This is a genomic window from Brevibacillus sp. MCWH (assembly GCF_013096935.1).
Lineage (GTDB): Bacteria > Bacillota > Bacilli > Brevibacillales > Brevibacillaceae > Brevibacillus > Brevibacillus aydinogluensis.
On the sequence record NZ_SDLF01000048.1, the window covers coordinates 1 to 1,785 of the forward strand.

The 1,785-nt window shown below is 34.3% G+C and carries 3 protein-coding genes; 1 reads left to right on the forward strand and 2 read right to left on the reverse strand.

Going from position 1 to position 1,785, the window contains the following annotated elements; genetic code table 11:
• On the forward strand, positions 1-238 hold a 238-nt coding region (locus tag ETC00_RS19230), incomplete at its 5' end, for a hypothetical protein (RefSeq protein WP_171567668.1).
• Between the two features lie 30 nt (positions 239-268).
• Here the strand turns inward: ETC00_RS19230 and ETC00_RS19235 are convergent.
• The gene (locus ETC00_RS19235) at positions 269-1,084 is read right to left on the reverse strand and encodes a hypothetical protein (protein ID WP_171567669.1); all 816 of its coding nucleotides are present in this window, start codon (positions 1,082-1,084) and stop codon (positions 269-271) included.
• 33 nt (positions 1,085-1,117) lie between these two features.
• The coding region (locus ETC00_RS19240; protein WP_171567670.1) for a hypothetical protein at positions 1,118-1,785 on the reverse strand (668 nt) is incomplete at its 5' end.

Consider the following 1,785-nt stretch of genomic DNA (forward strand, 5'->3'; position numbering starts at 1 on the left):
CAATATGACAGATTTAATAAGTAATACAGATCAAATTGTATCGTTTATTGTAAAAGCATTGATAGGGGAAAACGCTAGCCCTTCAGAAGAAGATAATACTCTTAAAGACATTCTTTATAAGAAACTAGCCAAAGAACTTCTACCTATGATTCCATGGGAAGTTGCTGAGAAACTACTTAAAGAAGCACAATTAGAATTAAGACAAAAAGTTGCTAATAAAGAAGAACAAAGCGAATAATAAATACCGAGTGCATTATGCACTCGGTATTTAAATATATTGATTAGACTCGTAAGACCAGTCAGTGAATGATTTATTTTCAAGACCGTTAACAAATCCAAGAGTGTATTCTGAATCAAAGTTAACGAAGTTGTTAAGAATTTTGTATTTAGAAACTAGTGCTTTAGCAATTTCGTTAATTTGTGCTGATTCATATTTGACACAAGTAAATGGGATATCTACTTGTACGATAGAATGTTGACCAGCGTCATAGTTAAAGTGATCACGTTTAGAAGATTTAGGCATCATGTTAGTTAATAAACAAGCATATTCAATTGCATCTGAACGACCTGTTGGGTCAGTTTGTACATAAATAGCTTCCATAGTATGATATGCTTGTGAATAAGGAATACCTTTATCTAATGCACCGTGATAATGTGTAATTCCAGTATATGGGTCAGAAATACCAGTCAACCACATATCAATATATTCACGAACAGGTGAACCTGCTAACTCGTAAATCTTTACTGTAATTTCTTGAGTTTCATCTTTAGCTACTGTAGCTACGTCCATTTGACGACCTGCATAGCTACCAGTGAGCTGTTCAAATTCCATACTCAAGTTCTGAATACCGTCGATACCTACAAAACCGTATTCAATATAGTGTTTAAACTGTGTAGTTCTTTCAGGAAAAACAGCTTTCATAAAAGAAGGCATTTTAATTAAGAAAATACGTGCATAACCCGTTTTCAACGGGCTATATTTAGTAAGAGAGCGGTTTTTAGCGTTTAAACCGCCAAGAAAGAACGAATATGTTGTCAAATCTGTGCGGTTGTTTTTAATATTACTTTGAAGAGTTTTAGACATACACGATCAACTCCTTTTTTATTTTTTTATTTATTAAACGCGCGGATTTACGTCGATCTCTAAAATTACGCGCTTAGCGAGAGTTTTGAACACTACTGCTAAGTAGCAGTGTAAAATACTACGTTCTTCTTCAAACTTACTCATACCGAATTCTACTTCAGCTGAGCGTACTTTAGTTCCAATGTAACCGTTAGCGAACAAGATGTTTGCTTGTTCTTTGAAACGTTCACGGTCACTAGCTTCAGCAAAGTTGTAGATTAAAGAAGCGTTCATATCTTCAAGTTTACGTTTCATTTCTAAAAGTACTCTCATATTATTTTCTTCAGATAAATCTGACCATTTGTTTTGAGAAGTTGATTGTGTAGCACGAACAAACGTTACGTCATTAACAGCTTGGAAGAAGTTTAGACGTAATTCATATAGTTTCTCTTTTACATCAACGTCATCAGCGTCAACAATTGGTCGAAGTGAACCGTTAATATATCCAGTTAATTTTGCATAATCTTCACCAACGAAAGGAATGTGGGTTCCAAACGTCTTAACATGATTAGGTAATTTCATTGCTGCGAAATAAGTTGTTGTGACAGGAATTGTTTTTCCTGTGAATGGATCACGAATTTTATAATGTTGGAATTCTTTAGAGAAGATTCTGTCTCCAATATTGGACATACTCTCTCCCCATGCAATAGCATCTGTAATTG

What these genes read in the sequence shown, in the direction of transcription:
- ETC00_RS19235 (WP_171567669.1), bottom strand. Translation starts at nt 1,084, where the DNA reads ATGTCTAAAACTCTTCAAAGTAATATTAAAAACAACCGCACAGATTTG.